The organism is Natronorubrum halophilum (genome assembly GCF_003670115.1).
Lineage (GTDB): Archaea > Halobacteriota > Halobacteria > Halobacteriales > Natrialbaceae > Natronorubrum > Natronorubrum halophilum.
In genome coordinates, this window is the sequence record NZ_QQTY01000001.1 from 158728 (window position 1) to 184253 (window position 25526).

The 25526-nt window shown below is 62.8% G+C and carries 23 protein-coding genes and 1 tRNA gene; 11 read left to right on the forward strand and 13 right to left on the reverse strand.

Going from position 1 to position 25526, the window contains the following annotated elements:
* Window positions 1-113 precede the first annotated feature (113 nt).
* Window positions 114-791, forward strand: a complete 678-nt coding sequence (locus DWB23_RS00745) for a succinylglutamate desuccinylase/aspartoacylase family protein (RefSeq protein ID WP_162989715.1) — start codon at window positions 114-116, stop codon at window positions 789-791.
* A gap of 69 nt (window positions 792-860) precedes the next feature.
* Here DWB23_RS00745 and DWB23_RS00750 read toward each other — a convergent pair whose 3' ends face one another.
* From DWB23_RS00750 to DWB23_RS00765, 4 genes are all read right to left on the reverse strand, one after another.
* Complete coding sequence (locus DWB23_RS00750) at window positions 861-1058, reverse strand: hypothetical protein (protein ID WP_121740904.1); 198 nt, start codon at window positions 1056-1058, stop codon at window positions 861-863.
* Between the two features lie 59 nt (window positions 1059-1117).
* Window positions 1118-2713, reverse strand: a complete 1596-nt coding sequence (locus tag DWB23_RS00755) for a 4Fe-4S ferredoxin N-terminal domain-containing protein (RefSeq protein WP_121740905.1) — start codon at window positions 2711-2713, stop codon at window positions 1118-1120.
* 235 nt (window positions 2714-2948) lie between these two features.
* Window positions 2949-3587, reverse strand: coding sequence for a DUF3267 domain-containing protein (locus DWB23_RS00760; RefSeq protein WP_121740906.1), 639 nt, complete (start codon window positions 3585-3587; stop codon window positions 2949-2951).
* 375 nt (window positions 3588-3962) lie between these two features.
* Window positions 3963-4047: transfer RNA gene (locus tag DWB23_RS00765), tRNA-Ser, on the reverse strand.
* 115 nt (window positions 4048-4162) lie between these two features.
* On the opposite strand from DWB23_RS00765, the gene DWB23_RS00770 reads away from it, so the two are divergent.
* Entirely contained in the window at window positions 4163-5113 is a 951-nt protein-coding gene (locus DWB23_RS00770) for an AAA family ATPase (RefSeq protein WP_121740907.1), read from the forward strand.
* A 12-nt stretch (window positions 5114-5125) separates the two neighbouring features.
* On the opposite strand, the gene DWB23_RS00775 is transcribed toward DWB23_RS00770, so the two are convergent.
* On the reverse strand, window positions 5126-5323 hold the full coding sequence (locus DWB23_RS00775; protein WP_121740908.1) for a DUF5800 family protein: 198 nt from the start codon (window positions 5321-5323) through the stop codon (window positions 5126-5128).
* 131 nt (window positions 5324-5454) lie between these two features.
* Here DWB23_RS00775 and DWB23_RS00780 point away from each other — a divergent pair, with 131 nt between their 5' ends.
* From DWB23_RS00780 to DWB23_RS00800, 5 genes are all read left to right on the forward strand, one after another.
* Window positions 5455-6309, forward strand: a complete 855-nt coding sequence (locus DWB23_RS00780) for a polymer-forming cytoskeletal protein (protein WP_121740909.1) — start codon at window positions 5455-5457, stop codon at window positions 6307-6309.
* Window positions 6310-6653: 344 nt separating this feature from the next.
* Window positions 6654-7523, forward strand: coding sequence for an electron transfer flavoprotein subunit beta/FixA family protein (locus DWB23_RS00785; protein WP_121740910.1), 870 nt, complete (start codon window positions 6654-6656; stop codon window positions 7521-7523).
* Between the two features lies 1 nt (window position 7524).
* Window positions 7525-9114, forward strand: a complete 1590-nt coding sequence (locus tag DWB23_RS00790; RefSeq protein ID WP_121740911.1) for an electron transfer flavoprotein subunit alpha/FixB family protein — start codon at window positions 7525-7527, stop codon at window positions 9112-9114.
* Window positions 9107-10777: an FAD-dependent monooxygenase gene (locus DWB23_RS00795; RefSeq protein ID WP_121740912.1), complete on the forward strand. Its 1671-nt coding sequence runs from the start codon at window positions 9107-9109 to the stop codon at window positions 10775-10777. Before DWB23_RS00790 ends, DWB23_RS00795 begins: the two co-directional genes overlap by 8 nt.
* 2 nt (window positions 10778-10779) lie before the next feature.
* Complete coding sequence (locus tag DWB23_RS00800) at window positions 10780-11196, forward strand: hypothetical protein (protein ID WP_121741878.1); 417 nt, start codon at window positions 10780-10782, stop codon at window positions 11194-11196.
* A 189-nt stretch (window positions 11197-11385) separates the two neighbouring features.
* Here the strand turns inward: DWB23_RS00800 and phoU are convergent, their stop codons facing one another.
* The gene (gene phoU, locus DWB23_RS00805; protein ID WP_121740913.1) at window positions 11386-12057 is read right to left on the reverse strand and encodes a phosphate signaling complex protein PhoU; all 672 of its coding nucleotides are present in this window, start codon (window positions 12055-12057) and stop codon (window positions 11386-11388) included.
* A 241-nt stretch (window positions 12058-12298) separates the two neighbouring features.
* Here phoU and DWB23_RS00810 point away from each other — a divergent pair, with 241 nt between their 5' ends.
* The gene (locus DWB23_RS00810) at window positions 12299-12748 is read left to right on the forward strand and encodes a universal stress protein (protein WP_121740914.1); all 450 of its coding nucleotides are present in this window, start codon (window positions 12299-12301) and stop codon (window positions 12746-12748) included.
* Window positions 12749-12917: 169 nt separating this feature from the next.
* On the opposite strand, the gene pstB (DWB23_RS00815) is transcribed toward DWB23_RS00810, so the two are convergent.
* The 5 genes from pstB (DWB23_RS00815) to pstB (DWB23_RS00835) form a co-directional block, all read right to left on the reverse strand.
* Window positions 12918-13784 carry a phosphate ABC transporter ATP-binding protein PstB gene (pstB, locus tag DWB23_RS00815; RefSeq protein WP_121740915.1) on the reverse strand — a complete coding sequence of 289 codons (867 nt, stop codon included), beginning with the start codon at window positions 13782-13784 and terminating at the stop codon, window positions 12918-12920.
* Window positions 13785-13786: 2 nt separating this feature from the next.
* Window positions 13787-14677: a phosphate ABC transporter permease PstA gene (gene pstA, locus DWB23_RS00820; RefSeq protein ID WP_121740916.1), complete on the reverse strand. Its 891-nt coding sequence runs from the start codon at window positions 14675-14677 to the stop codon at window positions 13787-13789.
* Window positions 14677-15600 carry a phosphate ABC transporter permease subunit PstC gene (gene pstC, locus DWB23_RS00825; protein WP_121740917.1) on the reverse strand — a complete coding sequence of 308 codons (924 nt, stop codon included), beginning with the start codon at window positions 15598-15600 and terminating at the stop codon, window positions 14677-14679. Before pstC ends, pstA begins: the two co-directional genes overlap by 1 nt.
* Window positions 15597-16571, reverse strand: a complete 975-nt coding sequence (locus tag DWB23_RS00830) for a PstS family phosphate ABC transporter substrate-binding protein (protein ID WP_121741879.1) — start codon at window positions 16569-16571, stop codon at window positions 15597-15599. Before DWB23_RS00830 ends, pstC begins: the two co-directional genes overlap by 4 nt.
* Before the next feature lie 278 nt (window positions 16572-16849).
* The gene (gene pstB / locus DWB23_RS00835; protein ID WP_121740918.1) at window positions 16850-17707 is read right to left on the reverse strand and encodes a phosphate ABC transporter ATP-binding protein PstB; all 858 of its coding nucleotides are present in this window, start codon (window positions 17705-17707) and stop codon (window positions 16850-16852) included.
* Window positions 17708-18332: 625 nt separating this feature from the next.
* On the opposite strand from pstB (DWB23_RS00835), the gene DWB23_RS00845 reads away from it, so the two are divergent.
* The gene (locus DWB23_RS00845) at window positions 18333-19328 is read left to right on the forward strand and encodes a PhoU domain-containing protein (RefSeq protein WP_121740920.1); all 996 of its coding nucleotides are present in this window, start codon (window positions 18333-18335) and stop codon (window positions 19326-19328) included.
* 85 nt (window positions 19329-19413) lie between these two features.
* On the opposite strand, the gene DWB23_RS00850 is transcribed toward DWB23_RS00845, so the two are convergent.
* Window positions 19414-19785, reverse strand: coding sequence for a 30S ribosomal protein S8e (locus DWB23_RS00850; RefSeq protein WP_121740921.1), 372 nt, complete (start codon window positions 19783-19785; stop codon window positions 19414-19416).
* Between the two features lie 225 nt (window positions 19786-20010).
* Here DWB23_RS00850 and DWB23_RS00855 point away from each other — a divergent pair, with 225 nt between their 5' ends.
* Together DWB23_RS00855 and DWB23_RS00860 are read left to right on the forward strand one after the other, a co-directional pair.
* Window positions 20011-22878: an ATP-dependent helicase gene (locus tag DWB23_RS00855; protein ID WP_121740922.1), complete on the forward strand. Its 2868-nt coding sequence runs from the start codon at window positions 20011-20013 to the stop codon at window positions 22876-22878.
* A 543-nt stretch (window positions 22879-23421) separates the two neighbouring features.
* Window positions 23422-24291, forward strand: coding sequence for an amidohydrolase family protein (locus DWB23_RS00860; RefSeq protein WP_121740923.1), 870 nt, complete (start codon window positions 23422-23424; stop codon window positions 24289-24291).
* Between the two features lie 439 nt (window positions 24292-24730).
* Here the strand turns inward: DWB23_RS00860 and DWB23_RS00865 are convergent, their stop codons facing one another.
* A complete protein-coding gene (locus tag DWB23_RS00865; protein ID WP_121740924.1) occupies window positions 24731-25498 on the reverse strand; it encodes an IclR family transcriptional regulator in 768 nt (255 codons plus the stop codon).
* Window positions 25499-25526: the final 28 nt, after the last annotated feature.

Sequence of the window (25526 nt, forward strand, 5' to 3'; positions counted from 1 at the left end):
CAACTATGACGGGAGCAGGCAGCAGCCAAACTGAATCACAAACTGACACCGCGTCGAACACTGACGACTCGCTACTCGGAGTTCTCTCGCAACTGGGTCCGCGTCACACTCTGATGGCGAACACCCGCTACGAAAGCGGAGTGTACGTCGTCGAGGGTCGATCGGGTTCCGACGAGGGACCAACGGTGGTCATCGTTGCGGGCCAACACGGGATCGAACCGGCGGGATGGCTCACCGCGATGCAACTCACTGCGCTCTCGATCGACGTCGGGAAACTGGTCATCATTCCGTTCGCGAACCCGCCAGCAATCATCCAGGGCGTCTACCAGACGAGCGACGGCAACATGAATCGGCACTTTCCGCCCGAGGAAGCGCCGACGTTGGATGCAGCGGCGGCGGTCTGGCGCGAAATTCAGCGGAACGATCCCGACGTCGTATTGGACCTCCATTCGTCACACGGGATCTATCAGTCGGGAATGGACAACGGCGTCGGGCAAGCGGTCTTTCCGACCGCGGCGGGCCTCGAAACTGTGGTCGGTGCTACCGAGTGGGTGAACGACGAACTCATCGCTCCGTCGACGTTCGGTTCCGAATACGAACTCACGATCGGGACCGTCCAGGGCAATGCGGATCAACCGCTGCTCACGCATAAAGTGGGTCACGATCTCGACGTCCCGGGCTACCTGGTCGAGGTTACGCGCTACGGCACCACACTTCCGGATCGACTCACCTGGCAGACCGCGATAGCGATTAAATTACTGGACGAGCACGGTATTACGGTTTCCGTCTAGGGAACCCGCTACTACCGACCGCACCGAAGGCCAGATCGCGGTCGGGATCGTCACGAAGTCACTTTCCGCTCAGTGGAACGGCTGTCGACTGAGGAGGCCCCACGGGTTGAACACGTAGATGATCGCGAGAAACAGTGCAACGATAACGACGAACAGTCGAGCGATTTCGCCGACCGTCGACGGAACGCCCGGTTCGATGGTAATCGCCATCACCGCTGCGACCCCGATCCAGAGACTCCCGACGATCAGCCGTTGACGAACGTCCATACGTACGAGTCTGGCTCGGTGATAATGAAAACGGCGAGTTGCCTCGACGTGGCGACCAATTAGAGGGAGAGTCCGTCGAATTTGACGGTTCCGTCCTCGAGAACGGTTTTTCGGTTATTCGTCTGGCCGACGTCCTCGTACGAGACCGGTCCCGGGACCTGTTCGGCGTCGGGACCGGGTTCGTTACCGAGGTAGACGACGTTCGGATCCGTGCCGATGTTGTCGAGGAGTTTGAACGTCGATTCGGTAGCGCCGGCGAACGCATCGAGTCGTTCCTGTGCGAGGTTCTCGCTCGGACCCGCGAACTCCTCGCCCTCGCCGGGTTCTTCGGCGAGTTCGAGTTCGACGAGCACCTCCTCGTCCTCGAGGTCCAGTCCGTGGTCCTCGAGAATTTCGACGAGCTCGATGGCGGCCGCCTCCTGTTCGACTAACGTGCTGTCCTCCTCGCTTTCGGGTTGGCCGTCCTCGCTGAGAATGTCGATCGCCTTCAGCAGGGCGATCGTCTCCTCGTCGAGGTCTTCGACGGCGCTGACGACGGCATCCAGATCCTCGCCTTCACCCTCGAGGGACTCCTCGACGTCCTCCGGAGACGGGATGTCACCCGCGGTCCGGACGAGCGTTCGGCTCTTGGCCGTGTTGTCGATGTACCGCTGTGGATCACTGTTCGGGTTGTTCATGTTCCCGAACTGGATCACTTCGGGCGGACAGGCGTCCTCACAGGCGGTCGAACCGACCAACTCTTCGCCCTTCGAGCCGTCCTGACGGGTCGCACAGAACGTACACTTCTCCATGACGCCCCTCGGCCCGCGGCTGCCGACCGGCCGGCCACGCTCGTCGTAGACGTGGTCCTCGTCGAGTTCGTCCGCGTCGACTTCGGGTTCCTCCCACTGGAAGTAGTTGACGCCGTACGGACAGGCGACCTGACAGTACCGACAGCCGATACAGACGTCGTAGTCGGTCAGGACGAGGCCGTCCGAAGCCCGGGTGTGGCGGGCCGTCGTCGGACAGACCTTCTCGCAGGGAGCGTCGGTACAGTGTTGGCACGGCCGAATGAGTCGATTGTTGGCCTCGCCCGGCGTGTCGTCCTCGAAGTCGAGGATGTACATCCAGTTCGCCCCCTGCTCCCAGTTGTGTTCCTCGGCGCAGGCGACGACACAGGAGAGACAGCCGTCACAGTGCTCGAGGTCCAGTGCCATTCCCCACTGGATACCCGACTCGTCGCCGTCGTCGTGTTCGTCCGATTCCTGAGCGGGGCTGCCCTCCGACCCGCCGCCACCGCCCGCCGTCGTTCCCCACGCGCCGAGTCCCACGGCCCCGGCACCTCCCATCTTCTTCATCACGTCGCGGCGCGACTCCCCGTCGAGTCCGAACCGCGAGAGCGTTCCCTCGAGTCGTCCGTCCGCTCCGTCCGCCTCGATATCCTCGGCCATCGGCCGGTCGTCCTCGCCGAACTCCTCGACGACGTCCTCGTGGTAGCGGTCGTAAAACGCTTCCTCCGAGAGGTCGCCCTCCGTCACGCGCATGGCGTCCCGCGCCATCTCCATCCCCAGTTCCGAGTCGTATTCGGTCTCCTCGAGCGCTTCCTCGAGGCCGTCCTGCCACTCTTCGCCGAGCGGATGAAACGCGTCGTCGCGTTCCTCGTCGTCGGGACTCATCGTGTGCCGACCCCCCCACAAGCCGTGATTTGCGTCTCTTCCGGAACCATTGGTACCTACTGGCAATGATGATCAGGGCGAAGTCGATAAACAGTATGCTTGCTACTGTCATGCCGCGTCGGACTCCACGCCCGATTCTGTGGCTGTTCGCTCGACCGATGATCACGAGCGGAATTGAAATCGTTGCGATTAGACACCGGACGGCCGCGTTCTCGGACACCGTCCGTCGGGTCGGCTACTGCTCGAGCGGTTCGTAAACGTACGATCGACGGATCGTCACATCGTACATGAGCGTCTCTCGAGGCATACGTTGGAGCCGCCACGTCGCGTACAGATCGCCGATCGCGCCGGACGTATTGAGTATCAGTACGAAGGCCGCGGTGATCGAAACGATCGGGACTGGAACGGCCAGCAACGGTACACACGCCGCCGTGATGAGAACGAGCGGGGCGAGGCAGACGCGGAGTAGCTCGTTCCGATTCTGAAACTGACCGAAGGCTGCTGCGTAGAACGCACCCATCGCCGGAACGGCGCCGTACGTCACGTCGTACCCGTAGTACCTGAAGACGACGCCGTGGACGAACTCGTGACCGACGACCGTAACGAGGAGTGCGGTGAGGAACGGGACGACGATCACCGTCAAATCCATCGCGTACGTCGTCGTGTCTCCATCAACCGTCACGTCGTAGAACGTCGCGAACAGTTCCGGCCCGTGGAGCAGCGAGAGGAGGGCCACCACAACGATAGATAGCGCGACCGCGATCACACCTGACCCGACGAGCAACACCGCCATCGGGTACGAAAACGCGTAGGGATCAGCGTACCCGTCCGGTGGGAGGGGTGGATCCGGCGATCGCGTCACATCTGCGTTCATCGAACTGTCTTCGGACACGGACTCAACTACTGAGTACCAGTATAAGTACCCACCTCTGCCTGTTAGAGGCGTCTCTGGTCAGTCGTTCGTCGGTGTTGGTCGTCGAAAAACGCCGAGAGGGAGATTTGAACAACGCGAAGAGGCTTCCGCTCACGTCGTTCGCGAACTTCCTCTTCTCTCGTTCAAACTCCCCGTTCGAATTTTGACGACGTGGCGACTCGCTACGCTCGTCGATGCTGTTCTCGGAAAACGCCGAGAGGGAGATTTGAACCACGGTCGTTCCACTCGCTTCGCTCGTTTCACTCTCTGATTTAAATTCCCTGCCATCTTCCGACGAACGACTCGCTTCGCTCGTCGATATTGTTCGTCTGAAAACGCCGAGAGGGAGATTTGAACTCCCGAGTCCGTGGGGACAGTAGATTTCGAATCTACCGCCTTGGCCGGGCTAGGCTATCTCGGCTCACTTCCCTCTACCCGTGTAACGTTTTTACCCGTTTCGATTCTTCTCCCGGATTGTGACTCGCTCTCGTCCCTCGAGCGAAAGGGATTTGACACGAGCGTTCGACCGCGTGTCTATGAACGGGACTCAGGCCACCGCCGACTGCGAAGCCGTCCTCGAGACGATCGGCGAGGCCGTCATCTGCGATCGATCGTTCCTTGAGGAGATCCTCGTCGGCGTCGTCGGCCGCGGCCACGTCCTCCTCGAGGACGTCCCCGGGACCGGCAAAACACTGACGGCGCGGACCGTTGCGACCGCGCTCGGTCTCTCGTTTTCGCGCATCCAGTTCACGCCGGACCTGTTGCCCGCCGACGTGACCGGGACGCACATCTTCAACGAGCAGGATCGCGAGTTCGAGTTCAGCGAAGGTCCCATCTTCGCCAACATCGTGCTGGCGGACGAGATCAACCGCGCGCCGCCGAAAACGCAGGCCGCACTGCTCGAGGCCATGGAAGAGGGGCAGGTAACGGTCGACGGAGCGACCCGACAGCTTCCGGACCCCTTCTTCGTCATCGCGACGCAGAATCCGGTCGAACAGGAGGGGACGTTCCCGCTGCCGGAGGCCCAGATCGACCGCTTCCTCGTCAAGACCGAAATGGGCTATCCGGACGAAGCGGGCGAAGTCGAACTCCTCCGACGGCGCGCGGGCCGCGAGACGACCAGCCCCTCCGTCGAATCGATCCTCGAACCCGAACAGGTGGCGACACTGCGACGCGTCCCCGAGACGATCCGCGTCGACGACGACCTCCTCGAGTACATCGCGGCGCTGTCTCGGGGGACCCGAACGGACGGCCGCGTCGAGACCGGCGTCTCCCCGCGCGGCACGCAGCGACTGTTCGAGGCGGCCCGGGCGTACGCCGTCATCGTCGGCCGGGAGTACGTCACGCCGGACGATATCAAGCGCGTCGCGAAGCCGGTGTTGGCCCACCGACTGGTGTTGACCCCCGACGCGACGGTCAACGGGGTCGAAAAGGAACGAATTATCGAAAGCGTACTCGAGTCGGTGCCGGTGCCGACCATAGAGTAACGCGCCGTCGTCTCAGTCGAGAATATCGCCGACCCGTCGCGGTTCGCCCTGTAGATTCGGCTGTTCGGCGACGATTTTGAGCACTTCGTGGTCCGTCACGTCGTAGTAGGATTTCTCCGTCGCCTCCTCGATGAGCGCTTTCTCGAGGTGGAATTCGGTGCCTTCGTAAACGACGTCGACGCCGTCGTCGCCGAACGCGAGCGTTGTCATGGGCGGACGTACGCGACGGGGAAGTAAAAGCGAGGCGAATGGGGCCGAGATTCCGGATCGCAAGACAGGCGTCAGACGAGCGGCAGACGACGCGCGAGGTTTATTAATGGATAACCCCTTTGGGGCGAAGTGTGGACTTCAGCAGGGACCCGCTCGACGAACTGGTCGTGCCCGACGGCACGGAAGCCAGAGAAGTCGACCTCGTAACCGACGGTGACGTCCTCATCGGCGGTCGGTCCACCGTCGACTTCGGCGTCCGCGGCCGAAACGTTCTCGCCGGCGAGAGCGTCGAATTCGGCGGTGCCATCGAAGCCGAGGGCGATTGCCGGCTCGACATGTGGTGTGACGTCGCCGAGAACGTTCTCGTCGGGAAGGACGCCTACATCGGCGAGCGCGTCCACGTCGCCGGGGAGATGAAAGTCGCCGGAGACCTCGATATCGGCGACGACGTCGAGATCGAGGAGGGGTTCGAGGCGAACGGGTGGATCGTCATCCGAAACCCGATGCCGACGATCGTCTTTCTGTTCGTCTACCTCAAACACCTCCTGCTTCTCGGCGAGGAAGATACGGCGCAGCGGCTCGTCTCCGAACTCGTCGACGAGGAACAGGACGCCGATACCGACCCGCTCGTCATCCCCGGGAACGCGACGGTCAGCGACGACGCCTGGCGAGTTTCGACGCCCGCATCGATCGGTGACGACTGCCGCCTCCACGGCAACGTTCGCGCCGAAACGATCGACGTCGGCACCGAGACCACCATCTTCGGAAGCCTTCGGGCTCGCGGCGACATCTCCATCGGCGAGGGGACCAACATCCACGGGGACCTGACCACCCGCGACGGTAACGTTACTATCGACGCCGACGCCCGCATTCTCGGCGACGTCTCGTGTGCCGACCTCGAGCTCGGTCCGAACGCCGAAGTCGACGGGACGATCCGTGCCAACGGCGAAGTCACGATGGGGACGACCGAACGCGACCCCGAGTGAGTAGCGTCCGGACGCGAGCGCTCGTGCTCGTCGCTGCTCTGATACGACGTCCACTCGAACCGATAGCTCGTACGGCCTACTGTAACGATTTGTCGGCACGAACGCCGGACGGTTCGCGGTTGTACCGGAACCGACTCACAGCAGTTCGTATCGGCGTTTGCGAAATCTCCCGGCTAGACTACGCGCCCCTACTGTCGTATTACCGTCATTATTCTGTCGGATGGTCGGTCAGGGCATCCGACGATTTCTCCCGTTGATTCTACCCCCTATTCTTAATACTGACAATTGCGATAGAGAAATACAGGCATGATTGTTAGACGCACGCACATAGGACGGAGGGATCCATGCGATCCGTCGTCCTGACCAAAGGGGTGCCGGACTTTTCGGAGGGAGCGGTATCGTTCGACGAAGACGGCCACCTAGAGCGGGGAAAAACCCCGACGGTGATGAACCCGAACGACGAGTTCGCGGTTCAGGCGGCCCTTCAGACGAAGGTTCGCCACGGCGGGCACGTTAGCGGGATGAGCATGGGTCCGCCGGGGTACGCAGACGTCCTGCAGGAGGCGATGGAGTCGGTGTACACCGACGATAGCTATCTGCTCTCCGACCGGGAACTGGCGGCTTCTGACACGTGGGCGACGGCGATCACGATCAGCGCCGGCCTCGAGACCTACCAAGAGGAGGTCGGAGAGATCGACCTCGTCTTCGCCGGCTTCAAATCGGCCGACGGCGAGACGGGACAGACGGGTCCCCAGGCCTGCTGGGCGATGGACTGGCCGATCGTTACCCACGTGCTCGCGCTGGATATCGATCCCGAGGAGCGGACCCTTCGAGCGAAGCGACTCGTCGAGGGCGACGTCGACGAGATCGAGACCGTCGAGGTGTCGCTACCCTGCTTCGTCGTCACCGATCCCGAGTTCGAACCGACCTACCGCAAGGCGTCCCACCGGCTGACGCACAAACGGCTCCGAGGGGAGACCGAGGAACGAGCGGCCGATCACGAGGCGCACCTGACGACGTGGAATCACGAGGATCTGAACCTCGATCCCGACTATATCGGGCTCGACGGCTCGCCCACGATCGTCTCCTCGGTGGACCCGATCCCCAAAGCGCCGTCCGAGCGTGAGGCGACGATGATCGATCCCGCCGACGAGGCCGGCATGGGTGACATCCTCGAGGAAATGCAGCCGTACGCGACGGGAGCAGGTGATTGAGATGGCGAATGTAGATCCAAACGACCACACGGTCGACGAGCTAACGGACCGCCTTGAGACGATCGACGACGCGGACGAACTTCAGACGATCCTCGAGGCCGAACAGGCGGGACAGGATCGGAAAACGGCCCGCGAGGCGGTACATCGTCGCCTCGAGGCGATCGGCGAGATCGACGCGGACGAGACGAGCGACGGCAACGGCGTCGAGGAGGGAACGGAGACCGAAGGCGAGTACGAAGAGACGAAAGAAGACACCGGCGACGAAGCCGAGGGCGAGGAAATCAGCGACGAAGAAATGGACGAATCGGAATCGGAGCCCGACGAGGCCGATGAGGAAGAAGACGACGGTCTCTCACACCCGACGCGCGACAAGCGCCACGTCAGAGCCCTCGCGAACGGCGAGTACGCGGACATGTGGGTGTTCTGTGAAACCCAGGGAGGGGAGTTGCTCGACGTGTCTCGAGAGATGCTGGGGAAGGCCCGACGGCTGATGGATCAGTTCGAAGCGGACTATACCGACGACGAACGGGTCGTCGCGTTCCTGATGGGCGACGACTGCGAGGGACTCGCCGAGGAGTGCGTTGCCTACGGGGCCGATGTCGCGGTCTATCACGACGACAACCGACTGGAACGGTTCCTCCACAAACCCTACACCGAAATCACGGCGCACATGGCCCGCGGCGAGGGAACCGCCGAGAGCACCGACTGGCGCGAGTACGACAAGCCGCGGTACATCCTCTTCCCGGCGACGAACAACGGCCGCGACCTCTCGGCCGAGGTACAGGCGGAACTCGACTCCGGACTCGCCTCGGACTGCTCGGATCTCTACATCGAGGAGAACGAGGTGTCGAATCCGGTCAAGACGGGCGAACCCGGCGTCAAGAAGACCTTCGAGAAGGTCTTGCACATGAAGCGGCCCGATTTCTCGGGCTTCGAGTACTCGACCATTCTCTGTCTGGACAATCCCGGGCGGGAGTTCCACCCGCAGGGGGCGTCGATTATTCCGGGCAGTTTCGACCCGATCGAACGCGACCCCGACCGCGAAGGACTGGTCGTCGAACACGACATGGAACTGGACGAGGACTGGTTCCGCGTCGAAATCACCGAACACGACCGACTCGAGGCCGGGATCGACCTCACCGGTCACGACGTAATCGTCTGTCTCGGCCGCGGCATCGCCGACGACCCCACCGAAGGGATGGAGCTCGGACTCGACCTCGTCGACGCCTTCGAGGACGCCGAACTCGGCATTACGCGAGGGATCGTCACCTCCTCCTATCAGTTCGAGGGCCACGTCGAGCGGTACTCGAAGGAAGAGCGCCAGATCGGCGAGACCGGGCAGGTCGTCGCGCCGGACCTGTACATCGCCGCCGGCGTGTCGGGTGCGGTTCAGCACAAAGTCGGCATGGACGAGTCGGACACGATCGTCACGATCAACACGGATACGGACGCCCGGATCAGGGACTTCTCGGACTACTTCATCGAGGGCGATCTCTTCGAGATCCTCCCGCGGCTGACTGCAGCCGTCGAATCGGGGGATCTACAACCCGAGGCGGTCGCGGACGGCAGCGGAGGTGAGGACGATGACTGAGCACGAACACTACGAAGCCGTCGTCGTCGGCTGCGGTCCCGGCGGGGCCGCAGCCGCCGCACGATTGGCCGATCACGGCGTCGAAACGCTCGTCTTAGAGCGCGGCACGGAAGCGGGGGCAAAGAACGTCTCCGGCGGACTGATCTACGCCGAAGAGTCGGCCGCCTACACGATCGACGATCTCTTCGACGGCTTCCGCGACGAGGCTGCCGAACGGCCTGTCACGGACTATCAGATCCACAATATCGCGGGAAATACGGTCAAGACGTTCGACCTGACCGACCTCCACGAACACGACACCGACTGGTGCGACGCCGTGCTCCGCCGGCCGATGGACTCGTGGCTCGAGCGACGGGTTCACGAGAAAACCAGCGAGACCGGCGGCGGCGTCCTGACTGACGTTCGGGTGAACGGCCTGCTCCGCGAGAACGGAGAAATCGTGGGCGTCACCTGCGACGAACTCGACCCCATCAAAGCGGATCTGATCGTCGGCGCGGACGGCGTCAACTCCGAACTCGCCCGCGACGCCGGGCTGATGGACTGGGAGGATCCCGACGAGTGGTTCCAGGGCGTCAAGGCCGTCGTCGACATGGAACCCGACGTCATCGACGATCGGTTCGATATCGACCCGGACGAGGGGGTCGCCCACCTGTTCTCGGGCGATCTCTTCGAGGACGTCCGCGGCGGCGGATTCCTCTACACCAACGAGGACTCGCTGTCGATCGGGACCGTCTTCCACCTCGACAGCCTCGTCGAGGAGCAGGCCGAACCGCACGAACTGCTCGACGCGTTGCTCACGCACCCGCTGCTCGCCCAGTGGGTCCGCGGCGAGTACCACGAACGCGAGTACGCCGCCAAACTCGTTCCCGATTCGAAGAAGGTCGCTCACAGATCGCCCTACCGCGACCGGCTCGTCCTCGTCGGTGACGCCGCCGGTCAGATGCAGGCCCAGGGGCCGATCATCAAGGGGATGAATCACGCAGTCACCGCGGGTGCGCTCGCGGCCGACGCGTTCGCCGTCACTCGCGGCAACGCCCACTCCGAAGCCGCCGGCCGGCGATACGCACAGATGCTCGAGAAATCGGGCACGATGGACAAACTCCGACCCCGACGGTACGAACTCTCTCGAACCGTCGGCGAACACGAGACGGTCACGAACGTTGTCGAGCGAGTCCTCGAGTCGCCGGTCGGCTCGATCGCGGTCGGTAACCCGCTGGCCGAACGCGTGCTCGAGCGGGCGTACAACTCGCCGTTCATGGTGTCGATGCTCCCCGACACGAAGACGGGCTACGTCACGCTGCCGTCGATCATCGGCGAGGAGCACGGGCAGACGATCCGGTGGGAAAACGAGATCGAACCGCCGACGCTCGAGGAGCGCATCGGTGACCTCACCTACGACACGGACGTCGGAAATCCCCACATCGAACTCAGAGACGAGTCCGCTGCAGCCAGCGGAGCGGCCGTCGCGGCCTGTCCGGTCAGCGCGGAGGACTTCGGCGGCGGCTGTTATCGTTCGGAACGCGTCGAGACGAACGGCACCGAAGAGACGCTGATCAGCCTCGACACCCAGCCCTGCATCGAGTGTGGGACCTGCGCGATCGTCGCCGATACCGAGTGGGAACACCCGCGCGGCGGCAAGGGCGTCGAGTATCGCGAGGGGTGACCGTGAGTCGATACGGCTCGCGTATCGCCGCCCTCGAGCGCCGGGCGGAACGGGATCGAACGGCCGTCGAGAGGGCTATCGACGGCACAGCCGCGGCCCCGGACGCCGCCGAGGGCTACCTTCGAGACGGTGCCGGCCGAGCCATCTGGCTCTACGTCGAGGCCCGTACCGGCGACCGACTGGTCCCGTTTTCGCCGTTCGAACTCGCCGCCCTCGAGCGCGCGATGAACCGCTGGCTCGAGTGTTACACCCGCTGTTACGGCGTCGAGTTCGACGCCGAGTTCACCGTCCGGGAGGCCGCGGAACTCCTCGTGCAAACGCGAAACATCGACGACGTCGGCCAGTTGCTCACCGGGGTACCACCGCGCGATCACGGAGCGGCGGGCGACTCACAGCATCGCCTCGAGCAGGAGCGATAGCGTCTTCGATCGCACCGTCGCGTGCGAGTACGCGGGACGCCGTGTCACAGTCGGCGGCTCCGGCCGGTTCGAACACACTCCCACGGAGTATCGGTGTCGTTGAACGCCACTCCCGGTGCTGTCGTGCGGTTAGGTACAAACCGTCTCGGCGAAGACGGTACCGAAACGGAGAGCGGATCGACGGTCGTCTCAGTAGATCAGTTCGTCGTCGTTCTCGACCATGTACAGCGTCCGTGCGGCGATATTCACGGAGTGGTCACCGACCCGCTCGAGATCGCGGATCGTCAGCAGGAGCCGCGACACGTCTTGTAGGAGGAGTTCGACTTCCTCGGTCGACTCGAGTTCGCGCTCGATCAGATCTCGGACGACGATCTCGCTCGCCCGCTCGGCGAAGTGGTCGAGATCGTCGTCGCGGGCGGCGAGTTCCCGGCAGGCGTCCGTGTCCTCGACGTCGTAGGCGATCATCGCGTCCTCGATCATATCGAGGGTCAGTTCGCCCATCTCCTGGACGTCGACGTCGGGAAAGAGGTTCTCCTCGGCATCGAGGGTGTACTCCCCGAGGTTGACCGCGAGGTCGGCGATCCGTTCCAGGTCGGTGATGATCTTGAAGGAGGCGGCGATAAACCGAAGATCGCTCGCGACCGGTTGCTGAAGGGCCAGCAGGTCGATACAGTCTTGCTCCAGGTCGAGGTACATCCGGTTGATCTCCCCGTCGCCCTCGATCACTTCGCGAGCGAGTTCGTCGTCTTTCTGTTCGAGTGCGTCGAGACCCATGCGAAGACGTTCCATGACGACCTCGCTCATGTAGAGGATGTCCTCGCGGAGTTCCGCGAGTTTCTCCTGATACGATTTTCTAGCCATGATTCACGCACCCGTCCGGGCGAAGATATAGCTTGCGCTCACTGCGGGGATTTCGGGGGACGAAGTGACACACGACCTGCCGGTCCCGTACGGTCGCTGCCATCGATTTGCCACCGCTCGAGGGGGCGCGTACGGCTGGCGAACGAGCACAAACCGATTCCGGCCGGGCCGTTACGAAACGTTGCCCGAGTGTATGATATTATGTATACGTCCTCCTACACGTTCTATCAGGAGACATTCGATGGAGAATACGATAATAATCCCGACGGACGGGAGCGAATATGCCGAAAAAGCTGCCGAAACCGGATTCGGACTCGCCGAAAAGCTCGACGCGACCGTCCACGCGCTCGCTGTCGGTAACGTGAACCTCGCGGAAATCTCGTCGACCGGGGGTGCACCGCCACGAACCACAGACGACGTGACCGAGATCGCCGCCCGCTGGGCCGACGAACTCGTACAGAAGGCAGCCGCACGCGGTCTCGAGGCGAAAGCGGTCGTTCGAACCGGCGTTCCTGCCGAAGAAATCGCCGACTACGCGGCCGAACTTGACGCCGACATGATCGTCATCGGCACGGCCGGTCGAACCGGACTAGAAAAGCGGATCCTCGGGAGCGTTACGGACACGGTCGTCCGAACGGCACCCGTCCCGGTCGTGACGGTTCGTCCGGACGGGAGCGTCGACGCGGCCTAACCGCCGACCACGTCGTCTCGACGCCGTACGGGCCTGATCCGCGACGACCATCCCCGAGGACTCACGTAAGCCCCACCGGCGCTGTCGCCGGTACTCGGTACAATTGCGCCGACACGGTGTGATCCGCACCCGTCGTCGATGCGTTTCGCCGACCGGAACCGCCGGCGAACTACCCGAATTTGCCGGTGATGTAGTCCTCGACGCGGTCGTGCTCGGGGTTCTCGAAGATGGTGCTGGTATCGTCGAACTCGACGAGTTCGCCGCCGGTGAGGAAGACGGCGGTCTTGTCCGAGATGCGGGCCGCCTGCTGCATGTTGTGCGTGACGATGACGACCGTGTACTCTTCGGCCAGATCCTCGATCAGATCTTCGATCTTCGAGGTCGCGACGGGGTCCAGCGCCGACGCCGGCTCGTCCATGAGGATCACTTCCGGATCGGGAGCGATGGCGCGAGCGATGCAGAGGCGCTGCTGTTGACCGCCCGAGAGGTCGAGGCCCGACGACTCGAGTTGGTCCTCGACCTCCTCGAGCAGGGCCGCCCGCTCGAGGGCAGTGTGGACCTTCTCGTCGATGTCGTCGTCCGTGCCCTGGACCCGCAGTCCGTAGGCGACGTTGTCGAAGATGCTCTTGGGGAACGGGTTGGGTTTCTGGAAGACCATGCCGATCTTCCGGCGCAGGGCGACGGGATCGACGTCGTCGTCGTAAACGTTCTTCTCGCGGTAGTAGAGGTCGCCGTCGACGCGAGCGACGTCGATGAGGTCGTTCATGCGGTTGATCGAGCGTAGGAACGTCGATTTCCCACAACCCGAGGGACCGATCAGCGCCGTCACCTGCTGTTCGGGAATCGCCATGTCGATCCCCCGAAGCGCCTGGTCGTCGCCGTAGTAGACGTCGAGATCCCGCGCCTCGAGGAGCGTTCGATCGGTCGTCCCCTCGCCCCCATCGGCGCTGTCAGTCAAGCCGTCGGTTCCCGGCGTCGGGGATAGCTGGTCGTCGGTCGGTTCGGCTTCCGAGGAAGTCATCTGTTTGTTAGTCATTGTCAGGTGCGCTGTTGATATCGGTTCCGAATGATGATCGCGATCGAGTTGATCGACAGGAGGACGACGAGTAGCGTAACGACGCCGGCGGCCACGACGCCGTACTGGAACTCGGTGTTGGGGTAGGACGCCCAGTTGTAGATTTGCAGGGGCATGGCGCTGACTTTGCTGAAGAGGCTGTTTGGAACCCCGAAGACGGTCGTCGGCGCGGCGATCATGATCAGCGGTGCCGTCTCGCCGATCGCGCGGCCGAGCGCCAGTATCGTCCCGGTCATGATACCGGGCATCGCCCGCGGGAGGACGACGTTCCGGATCGTCTGCCACTTCGTCGCACCCATCCCGTAGGACGCCTGGCGCTGGGAGTCCGGCACCGCCCGGATCGCCTCTTGCGCCGAGATGATCACGATCGGCAAGACGAGCAGCGAAACCGTGAACCCGGCGACGATCACCGTCCCGTAGCCAATGTTCAGGAGGCCGATAAACAGCCCCAGTCCCAACAGCCCGTAGACGACCGAGGGGACGCCCGCGAGGTTGGCGATATTGAGTTGGATGAACCGGGTGAGGTAGCCGTCGTTGGCGTACTCCTCGAGGTAGACCGCGGCCCCGACGCCGAGCGGGAACGTGATCAGTGCGATCAGGAGCATGATCGCGATGGAGCCGATCAGCGCGGGGAAGAACCCGGCCTCGTAGGGATCGGGGTGGGGCGGGTTCGTGAGGAACTGCCAGTCGAGCCAGCCGACGGCGTCGACGGTGACGTTCGCCAGCAACACCGCGAGCGAGACGATCCCGATGAGGGTCGCCGCCAGCGCGAGCAGGCGGAACGCGACGTCTTTCGTTCGGCTGATCTTCCCGAACCCGGAGTCGGCGGGCGCGTCGGTGGTGTCGGCCGCCATTAGCGATACACCTCTCGATAGCGCGATGCGACGAATTCACTGATCAGGTTCATGACGAAGGTGATGACGAACAGGGTTAATCCGACCGCGAAGAGGCTCTTGTAGGCGACGCCCTGCCCGACGATGTCGCCGGTCCCGATCTGGACCATCGCGGCGGTCATCGTCTGGACCGAGTTCAGGAACAACCCGGCGGGATCCGTCACGTCGGCCAACCGCGGGGTCTGTCCCGCCGCGATGGCGACGATCATGGTCTCGCCGATCGCTCGCGACAGCGCGAGGATGAACGACGAGAAGATGCCCGACAGCGCCGCCGGAACGACGACGGACGTCGAAACGGTGAACTTCGTCGCGCCGAGGCCGTAACTGGCCTGTCGAAGCGAGTCAGGCACCGCGCTCATCGCGTCCTCACTGATCGAGGAGACCATCGGGATGATCATGATACCGACCATGATCGACGCCGACAGCGCGTTGAACGTCGACAGCGGCAAGAACGTGTCCAGCGCCGGCGTGACGTAGACGAGCGCGAAGTAGCCGTAGACGACCGTCGGCACGCCCGCCAGCACCTCGAGCGCCGGCTTGAGGTACGCTCGTCGGCGCTCGGACGCGTACTCGCTCAGGTAGATCGCGGTCAGCAGACCGATCGGGAGCGCGACCATCGCCGCGCCGACGGTGATGATCAGCGTCCCGGAAATCAGCGGCAGGACGCCGAACGCGATCGGATCGTTCGTCGGGCTCCACCGCGTCCCCGTGAGGAACTCGACGGGCGATACCTGCGCGAAGAAATCAGCCGAGTCGACGAGCAGCGTCAGCACGATCGCGACGGTCGTCAGGATCGACAGGAGCGCACAGAGCATGAAGAGGTACCGGAACGCCGTACCACGCGCCGTGCGGATCCCGTCGTGGGAGAAGTCCGGTTGGCTCATTCGGTCACCTCCTCGATCGCGGTCTCGAGTTTCTCGAGGTTCTCGTCGCGTTGATCCTCGGTGATCGGTACGTAGCCGACCTCGGAGACGACATCCGTTGCGGCCTGTTCTATGTAGAAACGCACGAAGTCCCGCACCGCGGGTTCGGTGAGCGATTCCTTGGCGACGTAGATGAACAGGGGGCGCGAAAGGGGCGTGTATTCGCCGGACATGGCCGTCTCGATCGACGGCTCGACGCAGCCGTCACCGTTGTCGATCGAGACCGCCTTGATCGAGTCCGGGTTCTCGCTGTAGTAAGCGAAGCCGAAGTAGCCCATCGCAACCTCCGAGCCGCGGACCCCCTGAACGATCGTTCGGTCGCGCTCGGTCCCGTAGTAGTCGCTTCGGTGGTTCAACTCCTCGCCGAGCACCGCCTCGTTGAAGTAGTCGAACGTGCCCGAAGTGGTCGCGGCACCGTACAGTTCGAACTCCTCGTCGGGCCACTCCTCGTCGATATCGCTCCAGCGCTCTGCACCGTCGGCGCGCCAGATCTCGCGGAGTTGTTCGACGGTGAGACAGTCGGCCCAGTCGGCGTCCGGGTTCATAACGACCGTCAGCGCGTCGGTTGCGACCGTGAACTCGATCGGTGTCACGTTACTGTCCCCGCACTGTTCGACTTCGGCGTCGGCGATCTCCCGACTCGCGTTGTTAATATCGGTCCGTCCCGCACAGAAGAAATTTCCGAACCCGCCGCCGGTCCCGGTCTTACTCATCGAGATGTTGACGGTGGGGTTTTCTTCGGAAAACGCAGAGGCGATCGCCTCGGTCACGGGAAAGACCGTACTACTTCCCGCGATGTTTACTTGATTGCCCTCCGCAGCGAAGACGCCGCTACAACCGGCTAAACCGCCGGAAAGGACAACGCTCGCCGCGGCGAGAAAATCGCGCCGACCGGAGCCGGTCGGCAGTGACGCCGTGGTATCTCTCGACATCATCGAATCGAAGCCACACTGTAGATAAGTAGACTACTATGATTGCTATATAGTGATATGTACTTCTCGCAGTAACTGTCAGCTCGGTAGTCAATAGCGCGGCTGGCCCGTTACGCCATATGTGTGCCAACGGCTGCCACAGAGGTCCGTCGATTCGAACGAACGTGACGCGGCCTCGAGCGTATTGTCAGTAGTCGAACGAACATATATAGACGAAACTGCGTCGATCCGCCGATCAACCCGCGGTGGCGTCTACGATCGTGGGTTCTCGGGGACGGTCACCCGAACTTACCGGTAATGTAATCCTCGACGCGGTCGCTTTCGGGGTTCTCGAAGATTTTGTTCGTATCGTCGAACTCGACGAGTTCGCCGCCGGTGAGGAAGACGGCGGTCTTGTCCGAGATACGGGCCGCCTGCTGCATGTTGTGCGTGACGATGACGACCGTGTACTCTTCGGCCAGATCCTCGATCAGATCTTCGATCTTCGAGGTCGCGACGGGGTCTAGCGCCGACGCCGGCTCGTCCATGAGGACGACCTCCGGATCGGGAGCGATGGCGCGAGCGATGCAGAGCCGTTGTTGTTGACCGCCCGAGAGGTCGAGGCCCGACGACTCGAGTTGGTCCTCGACCTCCTCGAGCAGGGCCGCCCGCTCGAGCGCGGTGGTAACCTGTTCTTCGACGTCGCCGTCTGCACCCTGGACCCGCAGTCCGTAGGCGACGTTGTCGAAGATGCTCTTGGGGAACGGGTTTGGTTTCTGGAAGACCATGCCGATCTTCCGGCGCAGGGCGACGGGATCGACGTCGTCGTCGTAGACGTTCTTCCCGTGGAAGTAGAGGTCACCCTCGACGCGAGCGGCGTCGATGAGGTCGTTCATGCGGTTGATCGAGCGCAGGAACGTCGACTTCCCACAGCCCGAGGGGCCGATCAACGCCGTCACCTTGTGCTCGGGGATGTCCATGTCGATCCCCCGGAGCGCCTGGTCGTCGCCGTAGTAGACGTCGAGATCGCGGGATTCGATGACGGCGTCATCGACGTGCGGCGATCCAAGGGGTGGGTCGGCCGACGCCACGTCCGAACGGGAGCCGTCCGCTTCGGACGTCGATGCGGTTCGTGATCCGCCACCGTTCGCGGTCATATGGGGTAGTTAGTCCTCGTGCTTCGCACAGTTACTTGTTGTGGACCGTCCAACGATCCGGTTGCAACCGCGTTGTGTCCCGCTCGTCGTTCGATCCCGAATCGGTACCCTGCTGTCATTAGTAGCGTCGAACACCTGACTGGATAAATAGCGTACTATGTCTCCGCTATTGCACTTCGTACGTCTCCGTACTGCTATCGAGGACTATATAAACACGACACGGTCGTGAGCGACCGCGTTCGCCAGTAGTATCAGCGATATCCGGCTCCCGAGCGTGGCCTCGTGGGAACTCGAGCACGACCGTCGCGCCGTTGAAGGAGTCTCGCCGTCGCTTTCGGATCCGTTTGCAGCCACGTCGACGGCGTCTCTCGCGGAAGCGCCGCCGTTGCTCGAGTCACCCATCCGACCGGTCATCGGTTCGTCCCCACCCGAGATCCGGTAGCGGAGAACTCCCGCGACGTTGCCTATATAGGTCTCCGTTCGGGACCGCCCATCGGCGGAGAACGGCGACCGAAATCTGTCACCGATATAATGTCATATGCGCGGCAGTACTCCTCTTCGAAGGGAATCGCTGAGAACTATTGAGGTGGATGGATTTATCAGTATCCGATCGCAACCGCTCCGTATGGAAACGCGAAAAGTACAGGTGACTGGCGGGTCGACGTACACGGTCTCGCTGCCAAAAACCTGGGCGACCGACAACGACGTCAGCGCCGGGACAACGGTCGAGTTCTACCCCGAGGAGGATTCCCTCCTGTTGACGCCGCAGAGCGAAACCGATCGACAGGAAGGGACCCTCGAGATCACCGACCTCGAGGGCGAACGGCTCACCCGGGCCGTCTTGACGATGTACGTCAGCGGCTTCGACATCATCCGACTCGAGGCGAGTCGCATCACCACCGATCAGCGTGGCGCGATCCGAAGCGCAACGCGAAGTCTCGTCGGCGTGGAGGTACTGGAGGAGACGAGCGATAGCGTCGTTATTCAGGATTTGCTCGACTCCTCGGAGCTATCGATCGTCAACGCCGTCTCGCGGATGCGACTGATCGCGCGCTCGATGCTCGAGGACGCCGTGACCGCGCTGATCGAGAACGACGACGACATCGCCCAGGACGTGATCGAGCGCGACGACGACGTCGACCGGCTCTGGCTCGTCGTCTCGCGCATCTTCCGGGCGACACTGCGCTCGCCCCGCGCTGCGGAGGAACTCGGCGTTCCCAGGGAGGACTGTTTCGACTACCACTCGAGCGCTCGCCAGCTCGAACGGGTCGCCGATCACGCCGCCAAGATCAGCAATCTCGCGCTCAAACTCGGGGCGGTTCCCGAGGCGGTCGCCGACGCCCTGATCGGGCTCCGCACTGACGCCTCGGACGTCCTCGAGAAGTCGATGGACGCGCTGGTGGCCGACGATTCCGAAGAGGCGAACCGACTGGGTCACGCCGCCCGCGAGGCCGTCCTCGAGATCGACGAACACACGCGACAGATCGACGACATGCTTCGCGACCTCGAACCCGCACAGGCCCAGTTACTCGGACTGATCGTCGACTCGCTGTCACGCAGCGCCGACTACGGCGGAAACATCGCCGAGACGGCGCTCCAGAAGGCCGCGCCGCGGCCCTGAATCGGGTCTCGAGTCCACACAGAGAGAACGCCATAGCTGGAGGCGATAGCGGGTTGAAAACGGCGATTTCGATCAGTTACGGTTTCTACTCGAGGAGGACGGCGTTGACCTGGCCGGTCTGGCCGGGTCGGGACATGACGCGTGCCTGTCCCTCCGAGGTCTCGATGATAGCGCCCTTCGTGATGATGTTTCGGCGGACGTAGTTCGGGTTCGCGTCGTTCTCGATGACATCCTCGATGTCGGCGGAGATCGTCTCGTCGCCCTTGTTGACGCTCACGACGTTCGTCGACAGCGCGCGCGTCTTCGTTTCGTTCCCGCGGGCGTCGACGGTCCGGAATCGGGGCTCGCCGACCTGCGTTTCCGTGGGCAGTCGGCCGAGTTCGTCCTTTCGGCGCTTTCGGACGTTCTTCAGTCGACCACCGGTTCGCTTGCGTGTAGAGCCTCCCTGGTCTTGCATACTCGACTCAATTGCTGGCGTATACTTGAATGCACTGCTACGACCTTTGGATCGAGTAGCGGGCCGTTGGTACCGCTTCGGCCGGTTCTCGCCACCAGATACGTCTCTCCGACGGAACACTCGAGCGAGCGGTGACGGCCACGGCCGTTCGAGACTCGGGCGAGGTGGTTCACTTTCACTCCGATGGCCCAACCCTCTTACACGCTGGCCGCGCAGAGCACACTAATGGACGGGAACGACGGTCTCGAGTTGCCGCTTACTGACGACTCCCTGCCCTTCGACCCGGAGTCCGTCACCATCGAGGACCGAGACGTCTTCGACCTCCTCGAGCCAGCGGTGCAGGAGTGGTGGCTCGAGGAATTCGGTGAGTTCGTCCCGGAGAACGACGGCTTTTTTACGCCGCCGCAGGTCGACGCGATTCCGAATATTCACGAGGGGAGAAATACGCTGATCTGTGCGCCGACGGGCAGCGGAAAGACGCTCGCCTCCTTCTGTGCGATCATCAACGAACTCTACAGGCGGGACCACAGTGCCGACGGTACCGGCGACACCGAACCCCAGCCGTCCGCACAATCCGGCGCGGCGCTCGAGAACTCCGTCTACTGCCTCTACGTCTCGCCGCTCAAGTCGCTCGCGAACGACATCCACCGCAACCTCGAGGTGCCGCTCGAGGGGATCGAGTCGATCGTCGAGCGACGAACCGGCGACGAGTCGATGGGCGAGATCCGTCACGCGATCCGCCACGGCGACACCTCCTCGCACGACCGCCAGAAGATGCTCGAGACGACGCCGCACATTCTCAATACGACACCCGAAACGCTCGCGATCCTGCTCAACTCACCCAAGTTCCGCGAGAAGCTTCGCACCGTGGAGTACGTCATCGTCGACGAGATCCACTCCCTGGCGGAAGGTAAGCGAGGAACGCACCTCTCGGTGAGCCTCGAGCGACTGGAGGCGATGGTCGATCACGACATCACCCGAATCGGCTGTTCGGCGACGATCGAACCTCTCTCGGACGTAGCGGGGTTCCTGGTCGGGCAGGAAGAACCCGGCGGCGAACGCAGCGAGGCGCCACGCGCCTCGGAAGAGCGAGCGGGGACCGAAGCGACCCGCGAGCCCCGCCCGTACGACATCGTCGACGCTCGCTTCGCCCGCGAGTTCGACATGCAACTCGAATGTCCGACCGACGACCTGATCAACACGTCTCGAGAGGTCGTCCAGGATCGGTTCTACCGGATGCTCCACGAGCACATTCAGGACCACACGAACACGCTCGTCTTTACGAACACTCGATCGGGTGCCGAGCGGGTGCTGCACAACCTCCGCGAGAATTTCGACGCCTACGACGAGGACAACTCGGGCTGTCACCACGGGAGCCTCTCGAAGGAAGTTCGCCAGCGGACCGAACAGCGGCTGAAGGACGGCGACCTCGACGTCGTCACCTCCTCGACGAGCCTCGAACTCGGAATCGACATGCCCCACGTCGATCTCGTGGTGCAAGTCGGCTCGCCCAAGTCCGTCGCCGCCTTGCTCCAGCGCGTCGGCCGCGCGGGCCACCGCGTCGGCCAGACCGTGACCGGGCGGGTGATCGCCCTGGACCGGGACGAACTGCTCGAGTGTGCGGTCATGCTCAAAAAGGCCGAGGAGGGCTTCGTCGACTCGGTATCGATCCCCGAAAACGCCCAGGACGTCGCCGCCCAGCACGTCTACGGAATGGCCATCGCCGAGATTCGTCCGGAGTCCGAGTTGAAGGATATTCTCCGTCGGGCGTACCCCTACCGGAACTACACCGAAGACGAGTACGAGTCGCTCATGCGGTATCTCACCGCCGAGTACGCCGGACTCGAGGATCGGAACGTCTACGCGAAGGTCTGGCGCGACGAGAACGACCCGCCCGACGGCGAGCACCACTACGAGGAGTACCCCGTCGGCGAGACGCTGATCGGCAAACGGGGCCGCCTCGCCCGCGTTATCTACATGACCAACATCGGGACGATTCCGGACTCGTTTACCTGCGACGTGTCGACGCGCGGGGGCGACGAGTGGGTCGGTCAACTGGACGAGAGCTACCTCGACACCCTGGAGAAAGGCGACGTCTTCGTCCTCGGCGGCGACCACTTCGAGTACCGCTACCGACGCGGCTCGAAGGTCTACGTCGATCGCACGAGCGCGCGCCCGACCGTCCCCTCGTGGTACTCCGAACGGCTGCCGCTGTCGTACGATCTGGGCCGCGAGATCCTCGACTTTCAGGGCGAACTCCTCGCCCATTTCGAGGCGGGCGGCTCCCCGCGAGTCCGCGCGTGGCTGCGCGAGTTCTCCCTCGACGACGACAGCGTGCGAGCGATCGCCCGACTCTTCGAACACCAGTTCCGCTACGCCGGCCGTGAAAGCGTGAGCACCGACGGCCAGCTCGCCATCGAGGTCGTGCGCGACCGCGACGAGTACGAACGCCACTACTACGTCCACTCGATGTACGGCCGAAAGGTCAACGACGGACTCTCGCGGCTGTTCGCCTACCGCTGTGCACAGGAGGCGACCGCCAATGTCCGCGTCGCCGTCGCCGACAACGGCTTCGTGCTCTCGATGCCGCTCAATCGAAAGGTCGACATCGAGGGCGTCATCGACGACCTCGAGCCCGAGCAGGTGCGCGAGGACCTTCGGGCGGCGCTATCGGGAACCGACCTCCTGCAGCGCTACTTCCGGATCAACGCGACCCGCTCGCTGATGATCCTCAAACGCTACAAGGGCTACGAGAAATCCGCCAGCGAACAGCAGGTCTCGAGCGAGATGCTGCTCGGCTTCGCCGAAGACCTCGAGGAGTTCGCGGTCATCGAGGAGACCTACCGCGAGATCTTAGAGGACAAACTCAACGTCGAGAAAATCGAGGCGATCGTCGGCACGATCGCGGACGGAGAACTCGCCGTCGAACGGCAACTACACGATTCGCCGACGCCGCGAGCCTTCGGTCTGGCGACCCTCTCCGCCAGCGACGTCGTCCTCGCGGAAGACGAGAGCGCGGCGCTGCAGGCGTTTCACGAGCACGTCCTCAACGAGATCGGCGAGGAGTCGCTGCAAGGGCTCTCCTCGGAGTGAGTTGGCGATCGACGGTCGACGATGGAGTCGGAGTCGCGTGTACGCTCGAGCAGTCTCGACGCGGTCGTGGGGCCATCTCCGCGAACGGTCGCCCAGTTGTGCCTCACACACGAACACAACCACTACACTCTGGCGATAATGTATAGATTCATATATAGACCGTTATAATATGTTTGCCAACGATAATTTTTCGCTGGTAACGGAGTGCTGTGCAGATGTTTGGCCACTCATACCCAATTACACCAGATAATTACTCTCACACCGGTCGATCCGAGATTCTCGGATCGATTTCGACTGTTGAACCCACATACTGACATTCATACGACTCTAATCGCCAGATTCACCTTCACAGATTTTCGTAGGACGTTCCCGGATGGTTTAGTCCGGGTCCTGCTATTTTAGCAACCATGTATCTTTTCCGATGATTCTATCGAGCATGGCCCGACCAGTTTCATCCTCGCGCCGAACGGTACCCACTCGAGCCGTGTAGCGACGTTGCCGGTCGGAAGAACATACATATACTGTCACCCCATCGCACATCGTATGGGTTTGCCCACAGTGCTCGACGAGTCGCGCGCAATCGACACGCACGCTCACCAGCCGACGAGCGAGTTTCTCCACGATGCGGGCGGACAGATGATGAAAGACGCGGCCGATCGGTTCGGTGCCGACCTCGAGACGGATACGTACGAGAACATGATCGAGGAGTATCGGGACGCCGGCGTCGGTCGCGCCGTCTTGCTCGGGTGGGATGCGGAAACGAACACGGGAAATCCGCCCGTTCCGAACGACTACGTCGCCGAGGTTCGCGACGAGTACGCCGACTTCTTCGTCGGCTTCGGCTCCGTCGATCCGCTCAAAGACGACTGCGTCGAGGAGGCGGTCCGCTGCGTCGAGGGTCTGGACCTCTCCGGATTCAAGTTCCAGCAGATCGCCCAGGGGTTCGATCCGTCCGATCCCGAACACGAGGACCTCTGGGCGACGATCGAAGACCTCGGGGTCCCCGTCGTCTTCCACGGCGGAAACTCCACCCTGGGTGCGTGTTCGCCGGGTGGACGCGGATTGAAAATCAAGTACGGGAATCCGATGCTGATCGACGACGTTGCGGCCGACCACCCCGACCTACAGATTCTCATCGCCCATCCCGCCTACCCCTGGGAGAAAGAACAGCTCGCGATCTGCCAGCAGAAGGGCAACGTCTACATGGACCTCTCCGGGTGGATGCCGAGGTACATCGACGATCAGGTGCTCCACTACGCGAAATCTCTGCTCTCGGACAAGGTCATGTTCGGGACCGACTACCCGATGCTCGAGCCGGAGCCGTGGCTCGAGCAGTTCGCCGAACTCGACTTCGACGAATCGGTCCAGCGCAAGATCCTCTGGGAGAACGCCGAGGAGTTCCTCGGATTGTAACCCTCGTCGACCGCCCGGATCCGATCGAACGGACGCCTGTACGCCTGTGTTCAAACTATGGGAACAGCAATTGATCGTGTACGCGACACGGCCTCGTCGGAGTCTGTACCGATTGTTCCGAGGATTCTCCGGTAGCGCGAACGGGATTACAACCATACGGCTGTAATTATCTTCTCGACCGAACACCACCTGTTCCACGCCGATCGCACACCATGTACAGGTGACTCGAGGGAGGAACCGTCCCGCTCGCGCCGAATGTCCGGCGCTCGAGCGGGGAGTTCGGCTGTGACGACGGGGAATTACGGCACCGTTCGAGTAGCTCGAACAGCCTGACGGCGTGATCAGCAGTCACGAGATCATCACAGTTGACAACGCCCGTTCTCCGGAGAGTACACGGGTATGACGAACGCGGACCGAGCGCCTCGAGGTCGCGCCCGGGTTAGGAGTGAGCGAGGTTGATCTCCACTTCGTTCGTCGCACCGAGCAGGAGATCGGGGAGTTCGTCGGTCAGCAACTCGCCGCGCAGCCGATTCGCCGGGCCGGCGACACTGATCGCCCCGATCGCGGTGCCCGACTCGTCTCTGATCGGCGCGCCGACGGCGTGGACGCCGGTAACCGATTCCTCGTGGTTGAACGCGTATCCCCGATCGCGGATCGTCTCGAGGTGGTCGCGGAGTTCGTCGCGATCGGTGATCGTCCGTTCGGTCTGTGCGGTCAGCCCGGAGTCGTCCAGAATCGTCTCGATCCGTTCGTCGGGGAGGTGCGCGAGAATCGCCTTGCCCGCGGCGAACTGGTGGAGGTGCGTCCGCTGACCGATCCGGGCGTGGGTTTTCACGGAGTGTCGTCCTTCGGCACCGTAGACGTGGACGCCGATTCCCTGCTCTTCGATCACGCACCAGACCTTCTCGTCGGTTTCGGCGGCGAGTTCGTCCACTTTCGGTCTGGCGACGTCCAGCAGCCGATGGCGATTGCGTACGTGAATCCCGTAATCCAGGAACCACATGCTGATGCGGTAGGTGTCCCCCTCTCGAACGAGCAGTCCCCGCGACTCGAGGGTCTTCACGTGGCGGTGAACCGTACTCTTCGCGAGTCCGAGTTCCGCGGCGATCTCGGTAATTCCCGCACCGTCGGCGCGTTTGACGACGTCGACGATGTCGAACGCCGTTTCGACGGTTTCGACCGGCCTGTGTCGCGAGTCGGCTGTCATGTGTTCACACTCGAGAAGCGCCCTCAAA